At 60.0% G+C, this 7,227-nt stretch carries 7 protein-coding genes; 2 read left to right on the forward strand and 5 right to left on the reverse strand.

From position 1 onward, the window contains the following. The 5 genes from AC1DLB_RS16325 to AC1DLB_RS16345 form a co-directional block, all read right to left on the reverse strand. Positions 1 to 1,091, reverse strand: a 1,091-nt coding sequence (locus tag AC1DLB_RS16325; protein ID WP_477785285.1) for an imelysin family protein, incomplete at its 3' end; no start/stop codon positions are given. A 144-nt stretch (positions 1,092 to 1,235) separates the two neighbouring features. Next, positions 1,236 to 3,287: a putative bifunctional diguanylate cyclase/phosphodiesterase gene (locus tag AC1DLB_RS16330; RefSeq protein ID WP_018926575.1), complete on the reverse strand. Its 2,052-nt coding sequence runs from the start codon at positions 3,285 to 3,287 to the stop codon at positions 1,236 to 1,238. Between the two features lie 341 nt (positions 3,288 to 3,628). Continuing rightward, the gene (locus tag AC1DLB_RS16335) at positions 3,629 to 4,225 is read right to left on the reverse strand and encodes a superoxide dismutase (protein WP_007938876.1); all 597 of its coding nucleotides are present in this window, start codon (positions 4,223 to 4,225) and stop codon (positions 3,629 to 3,631) included. A gap of 176 nt (positions 4,226 to 4,401) precedes the next feature. Continuing rightward, positions 4,402 to 5,004: a LysE/ArgO family amino acid transporter gene (locus AC1DLB_RS16340; RefSeq protein WP_086944475.1), complete on the reverse strand. Its 603-nt coding sequence runs from the start codon at positions 5,002 to 5,004 to the stop codon at positions 4,402 to 4,404. A gap of 7 nt (positions 5,005 to 5,011) precedes the next feature. Next, positions 5,012 to 5,413 carry an ACT domain-containing protein gene (locus AC1DLB_RS16345; RefSeq protein WP_477744533.1) on the reverse strand — a complete coding sequence of 134 codons (402 nt, stop codon included), beginning with the start codon at positions 5,411 to 5,413 and terminating at the stop codon, positions 5,012 to 5,014. A 96-nt stretch (positions 5,414 to 5,509) separates the two neighbouring features. On the opposite strand from AC1DLB_RS16345, the gene AC1DLB_RS16350 reads away from it, so the two are divergent. Both AC1DLB_RS16350 and AC1DLB_RS16355 read left to right on the forward strand, forming a co-directional pair. Beyond that, positions 5,510 to 6,403, forward strand: a complete 894-nt coding sequence (locus AC1DLB_RS16350) for a LysR family transcriptional regulator ArgP (protein ID WP_477744534.1) — start codon at positions 5,510 to 5,512, stop codon at positions 6,401 to 6,403. 68 nt (positions 6,404 to 6,471) lie between these two features. Next, positions 6,472 to 7,227 (forward strand): NAD-dependent epimerase/dehydratase family protein (locus AC1DLB_RS16355; protein ID WP_477785286.1); only part of this gene is annotated, 756 nt, incomplete at its 3' end.

The raw sequence follows: 7,227 nt of genomic DNA on the forward strand, positions 1-7,227 counted from the left end.
GGGTCAGCCTTGGCCACCAGGGACGACAGGCTGGCGCCGGTCATTTTGGTGCCGTCGACACGGGTGTATTCGCCCAGGTACACGTTACGAATGCCTTTGGCATCGTAGAAGTGCGAGTTGTGGGTGTTGTCGCTGAAGCAATCCTGTTCGTCTTCCGGGGAGTTGGCTTCCAGGGAAACCTTCATGCGCTCGCCCGCCAGTTCGCCCAAGGACAGGCTGCCCATGCCGAACAGCATTTTGCGCAGACCGGATTCAGCCGGTTCCGCTTCCAGGGTGGCGCGGTAGTTGTCGGCCACGTTCGGCTTCCAGTTACCGACCATTTCTTCCAGGTCGTTGACCAGCAGTTGGGTCACGGATTTCAGGTAAGCGCGACGACGATCATTGTGACCGCCGGTAGCGCCTTTGCCTTCCAGGTAGTCGGAGGCTGGGCGGTTGCCGGCGCCAGGGCCGGTGCCGTTCAAGTCCTGGCCCCAGAGCAGGAATTCGATGGCGTGGTAGCCGGTGGCGACGTTGGCCTCGGAACCGCCCAGCTCGTTCAGGCTGGCGAGTTTTTCCGGGGTGATGTCTTTCACGTCGACCTTGTCTTCGCCAATCTGAATCTGGGTGTTGGCGATGATGTTGGCAGTAGCGCCCGGGTTACCCAGTGCGTGTTCGTAGGATTTGTCGACGTAGTCGATCAGGCCTTCGTCCAGTGGCCAGGAGTTCACCTGACCTTCCCAGTCGTCGATGATGGTGTTGCCGAAGCGGAACACTTCGCTCTGCAGGTAAGGCACGCGGGCCGCGACCCAGGCAGCCCGGGCGGCTTTGAGAGTGTCGGCGTCCGGCTTGGCGAGGAACGCGTCGACGGCGGTTTGCAGGGTTTTCGCGGTGGATTCGGCATCGCTGTAAACGGCAAAGACCATGTCGGCGTAATGCGCGACCACAGCCTTGGCGGCGGCTTCATCGACTTTAGCTGTGGTAGCAGGCGCAGCTGTGCTGGCGGCCGGGGTCGGCGCTTGTTGAGCGGCAGCCTTGTCTTTGCCTTCGCCGCAACCGGCGAGGGAAATAGCGATGGCCAGCAGACTGGCGGTGGCCAGAGGCATACGAATCATGGCGAACATCCTGCTTCGGTGATGGAGTGGGCGCGCACGGGCGGCGCGCAAAAGTGCGACATAATGCAAATCTTTCGCATTACCTGTAAAGGGTTACGCCTGCAAATATTTCTTATTCACGCAGATCAAAAGATCGCCGTTGTTTCAGAGGATGGCCGCGTTACTGCGCTGGGCCTGCTTGAGGTAGACGCTCAATTCCCGCGCCGGCAGCGGTTTGCTGTAGTGATAACCCTGACCTTCGTGGCAGCCTTCGGAGATGATGTAGGCCTCTTGCTCGGCGGTTTCCACGCCTTCGGCAATCACCTGCATGCCCAGGCTTTTGCCCAGCTGGATGATGGCCCGGACGATGGTCGCATCGTCGTCGTCATCGAGCAGGTCCTGAACGAAGCTCTTGTCGATCTTGATCTTGTCCAGCGGCAGGCTTTTCAGATAACTCAATGACGAATAACCGGTGCCGAAGTCGTCGATGGCGATCAGCGCGCCGGAGCGACGCAGGCTCAGCAAGTGCTGGGCGGCGGTGCTGATGTCTTCCATCAGGCCGGTTTCGGTGACTTCCAGCTCCAGGCTGCGCGGTGGCAGGCGGTAGATCTGCAGCAGGTTATTGACCACCCGCGGCAACTCGGCGTGGTGCAATTGCACGGTGGACAGGTTCACCGCCATGCGCAGGTCGACGAAGCCCTGATCGTGCCACTCGCGCAGTTGTTTGCAGGCCTGGTCCAGCACCCATTCGCCAATGGCAATGATGGTGCCGTTCTGCTCGGCCAGCGGGATGAACAGGTCCGGCGGCACCAGCCCATGCTCGGGATGCTGCCAGCGAATCAACGCCTCGACACCTACCACGCGATGATCGCGGTAGCTGATCTGCGGCTGGTAGACGAGGTAGAACTGGTCGCGGATCAAGGCGTCACGCAGATCTTTTTCCAGCTCGCGACGCCGACGCATTTCCGTGTCGACGCTGGCGATATAGAACTGATAGCGGTTGCGCGAGCGCGTCTTGGCCAGGGTCATGGTCTGCTCGGCTTTTTGCAGCAGCTTCTCGGTGCTGTCACCGTCCTCGGGGAACAGGGTGATGCCGATGGTGGCGCGCAGGCGGATTTCCTGATGATCGAGGGCGAACGCCGCTTCCAGATCATCGAGAATGCTTTGGGCCAGTTCGGCGGCTTCGTAGGGTTGTTCGATGTCGGCCTGGACCAGCGCGAACTGGTCGCCACCCAAGCGGGCGAGGGCGCCGAGGCGGCCGCTGTGAGCCCGCAGGCGATCGGCCAGGGCCAGCAGCAACTGGTCGCCGGTCTGGTAGCTGAACTGTTCGTTGACGCCTTTGAAGTCATCGAGCCCGACACACAACACCGCGACCCGACGCTGCAGTTTGCCGGCGTCGACAAGGATCTTGTCCAGCTGTTGCTGCAATTGCTGGCGGTTCGGCAGACCGGTGAGAAAATCGTACTGGGCCATGCGTAACAGGCTGTTTTCTGCTTCGTGGCGCAGGTGAGTGTTGCGCTCAATGGATTCGAGCAGCTGGTTGGCGGTGTTGATCCAGACCCCCAGCTCGTTTCTTTCATGACCCTTGAGCTGTGGGATCTTGTGGGCGCTGGGCCGGTCCGGGTTGATTTCAGTCAGATGTTCGATGATCCGCGACAATGGTTTGGTCAGCAGCCAGTGGTAAACCAGATACAACACCAGGCTCATGGCCAGGGCGCGCAAGACGCCAGAGATGAAGATGATCACCGAACTGACGATGAAGCTCTGGCCGTAGGTGGCGGTGTCGAGGGTAATGCTCAGGTCGCCGTAGTACTCGCTGTAGGGACCGCGACCCACCAGTTGGGTGGTGAACGTGCGTTCCTGGCCGAGGATCAGGTCAGTCAGCCAGCGGCTGTGGGACTGCTGAAGCTCGCGGGATTTTTGCGCGAGCATGGCTTCGTGGGGGTGGCCGATGGAGGCCATGCGCACGGCGTCATCCTGGAACAGGCCTTCGATCACCTGCATGCCCATTTCCCGATCCAGGCTGTAGACCGCCTGAGTGGAGGGATCGCGGAACATGTCGAGGATGCGCTGGGCATCGTTGGCAACCGCCTGACGTGTTTTATAGGCATCGAAAACAATCTGTGCGCAGCTCAAGACCACGCCGACGATCAATGCCGACAGGAGCACGACCCGGAGTAACTTCACCGACAAGCTGTTCTTGAGTTCCAGCTTCAAAGGGTTATTCCTTGTTCCGTGCGGGTAGCGTCAAGTTGCCATGAGTATTGGCAATCCCGTGATGGCAGTCAAAGGGACAATCCAACCCGGGGGATATTGCCGGTAGCTTGGCCGCTAGGCTGCTGTTTGGAGTATTTGCCCTATTAACACTGTGTCGGTTGCCGGGGCCTTCAACTTGAGGAGGTTGAGGCAATTTTTCCTTGTGTTGATGTTAGACCGCTGTGCTGCGGGGGCAAGAGGGCGAATGCGGTTCGCGTTGTGGGAAAGCACGCCCCACGTACGGATTTTCGATGGCGTAAAAAACCCGGCATAAAAGCCGGGTTTTTTGACTGGCGCGAAGCTTAAGCGGTGAAGGTTTTGCCTTCGAACTGCTCAGCCACGAATTTCCAGTTGACCAGGTTCCAGAACGCTTCGACGTACTTCGGACGAAGGTTGCGGTAGTCGATGTAGTAAGCGTGTTCCCAGACGTCGCAGGTCAGCAGCGGGGTATCGCCGCTGGTCAGCGGGTTGCCGGCGCCGATGGTGCTGGCCAGGGCCAGGGAACCGTCAGCCTTTTTCACCAGCCAGCCCCAACCGGAACCGAAGGTGCCGATGGACGTTTTGCTGAACTCTTCCTTGAACTTGTCGAACGAACCGAAAGCAGCGTTGATGGCATCAGCCAGAGCGCCGGTTGGTTGACCGCCGGCGTTTGGCGCCAGGCAGTTCCAGTAGAAAGTGTGGTTCCAGACCTGAGCGGCGTTGTTGAAGATACCGCCCGAGGAAGTCTTGACGATTTCTTCCAGGGTCTTGCCTTCGAACTCGGTGCCTGGCACCAGGTTGTTCAGGTTCACGACATAGGTGTTGTGGTGCTTGTCGTGGTGGTATTGCAGAGTTTCCTCTGAAATGTGCGGCTGCAGGGCATTGTGCGCGTAAGGCAGCGGCGGCAATTCGAAAGCCATGATGRTTCTCCTAATCAGGTCAGTTGCGGTGAGCGCAAGGCCGATCACGGGCGGCCAGACATGCGCCGGGGAGTTTGTACTCTTTGCGGCGCAGGGATCGGATCATAGCACCGGGGGTGCGGCATAACCACGCAACAACTGTGTGGAATAGAGGTTCCAGAGCCTTTTGGAATAAATCATGAAGCGATGATCAACTGGAACGCTACGGTGAACATCATTACGGCCACCAACAGGTCGAGGATTCGCCAAGTGCTTGGCCGTGCCAACCACGGTGCCAACCACGCTGCGCCAAGGGCCAGGGTAAAAAACCACAGCAACGAAGCACTGGCCGCGCCCACGACATAAGCACCGGGCTCGGTCTGTTGTGCGCCAAGGGAGCCGATCAGCAACACGGTGTCCAGATAAACGTGCGGGTTGAGCAGGGTCACCGCCAAAGCGCTGAGCAGTACCGCCCGCAATGAGCGCACGGTCTGGTTCTCACCTTGTTGCAGGCTCTGTTTCGAGCACGCCCGACGCAGCGCCAGGCTGCCATACCACAGCAGAAACGCCGCGCCACCCCAACGAGCGATGGCCAACAGAGTCGGGTTCTGCGCCAGCAACGTCGCCAGGCCGAACACCCCGGCGGCTACCAGCAACGCATCGCAGGTGACGCAGAGCGCCGCCACCGGCAGGTGATGTTCACGTCGAAGACTCTGCGCCAACACAAACGCATTCTGAGTGCCGATCGCCATGATCAGCCCGGCGGCCACCAACAGGCCGTTCACATAGCTTTGCCACATAAGATTTTTACTCCGCGTTGGCCGCCAGATCCCGCAGTACCTGCAGGGCGCGTTCGGCATCGGCCTGGCCGACGAACAAATGGTCGTGGTAGTAGCCGGCAATCACGTTGCAACTGATGCCGGCCTGGCCCAGTGCCGTGGCGAACGCGGCGGTCAGGCCGACGGCTTCAAGGGCTGAGTGCACGTCCAAGGTGATCCAGGCAGCGATGTAGTCGAAGCTGAAACTGGCCTTCTCGGCGTGGGAACGTTGCAGAATCACCGTCAGCCCTTCCTGTTCGCGGAAGCTGCCGACAATCTCAAGGCCTGCGGGCAGCTTGCCGTCAGGCAACGTGCAGAACACGTATTCGCCGTCGTTGAGTTGCGGGCTCATGCTGCGCAGCAGGGTTGCCAAAGAGGTTTCGCCAGCCATGTCGGTGATCCTTGTTCAAGAGTTCTTGCTGGCCATTCTCCGGTGGGAAGTTGTATAAGAAAAACCAATAGTGCTGATCGCTCATTAGGAAAACTGATGTTAGACTACAAATTACTGTCCGCCCTCGCCGCCGTGATCGAGCAGGCCGGATTCGAACGCGCCGCGCAGGTCTTGGGCTTGTCCCAATCGGCCATCTCCCAGCGCATCAAACTGCTCGAGGCGCGGGTCGGCCAACCGGTGCTGGTGCGGGTCACGCCACCGGCTCCGACGGAGATTGGCCGGCGATTGCTCAACCATGTGCAGCAGGTGCGATTGCTGGAGCGCGATCTGCAAAGCCTGGTGCCGGCGCTGGACGAAGAAGGCCTGCCGGAACGCCTGCGCATCGCGCTGAACGCTGACAGCCTGGCCACCTGGTGGGCTGCGGCGGTGGGGGATTTTTGCGCGCAGGAGCATCTGTTGCTCGACCTGGTGGTGGAAGACCAGACCGTCGGCCTCAAACGCATGCGTGCAGGCGAAGTGGCGGGGTGTCTGTGCGCCAGTGAGCGGCCGGTGGCCGGTGCGCGCAGCGTGCTGTTGGGGGCGATGCGCTACCGTGCGTTGGCCAGCCCTGCATTCATTGCCCGGCATTTTCCCCAAGGTGTGCGTGCCGATCAGTTGGCCAGAACCCCGGCGCTGGTATTTGGCCCGGACGATTTCCTGCAGCATCGTTACCTCGCGTCAGTCGGCGTGAATGGCGGTTTCGAACACCATTTATGCCCGTCTTCCGAAGGTTTTCTTCGTCTCACGGAAGCAGGGCTTGGCTGGGGCCTGGTGCCTGAATTGCAAGTGCGCGAGCAACTGGCGCGCGGCCAATTGGTGGAGCTTTTGCCAGATAAGCCGATCGATGTGCCGCTGTACTGGCATCATTGGCGCAATGGCGGTCAGCTGTTGGGGTTACTCACCGATCAATTGGTGCGTTCGTCGAAGCAATGGCTGGTGCCGTTGGACTGACGGCTGGCGTCAAGACCTCACGCCCTATGCAAAACGAAAAACGCAAAACGAAATATTCGGAGCAATACATGAAGATTCTGGTCACCGGCGCAAGCGGCTTCATTGGCGGACGCTTTGCGCGTTTTGCCCTGGAGCAGGGCCTGGATGTGCGGGTCAACGGTCGCCGGGCCGAGAGCGTCGAGCATTTGGTGCGCCGTGGTGCCGAGTTCATCCAGGGCGACTTGAGCGACCCGCAACTGGCGCGCGACCTGTGTTCCGACGTCGAAGCCGTGGTCCATTGCGCAGGCGCTGTCGGTTTGTGGGGGCGCTATCAGGATTTCCATCAAGGCAACGTCGAGGTCACCGAGAACGTGGTCGAGGCCTGCCTGAAACAACGGGTGCGGCGCCTGGTGCACTTGTCGTCGCCATCGATTTACTTCGATGGCCGCGATCACCTGGGGTTGACCGAAGACCAGGTGCCCAAGCGYTTCAAGCATCCTTACGCCGCAACCAAATACCTGGCCGAGCAAAAAGTTTTCGGTGCGCAGGAGTTCGGCCTCGAAACCCTGGCCTTGCGCCCGCGCTTCGTGACGGGCGCAGGCGACATGAGCATTTTCCCCAGGTTGCTGAAGATGCAGCGCAAAGGGCGGTTGGCGATTATCGGCAATGGCCTGAACAAGGTTGACTTCACCAGTGTGCAAAACCTCAATGAGGCGTTGTTCAGTAGCTTGCTGGCCAGCGGTTCGGCCTTGGGCAAGGCCTACAACATCAGCAACGGAGCACCGGTGCCGTTGTGGGATGTGGTCAATTACGTGATGCGCAATATGGATGTGCCACAGGTGACC

It is taken from the genome of Pseudomonas sp. 05N434 (assembly GCF_056396965.1).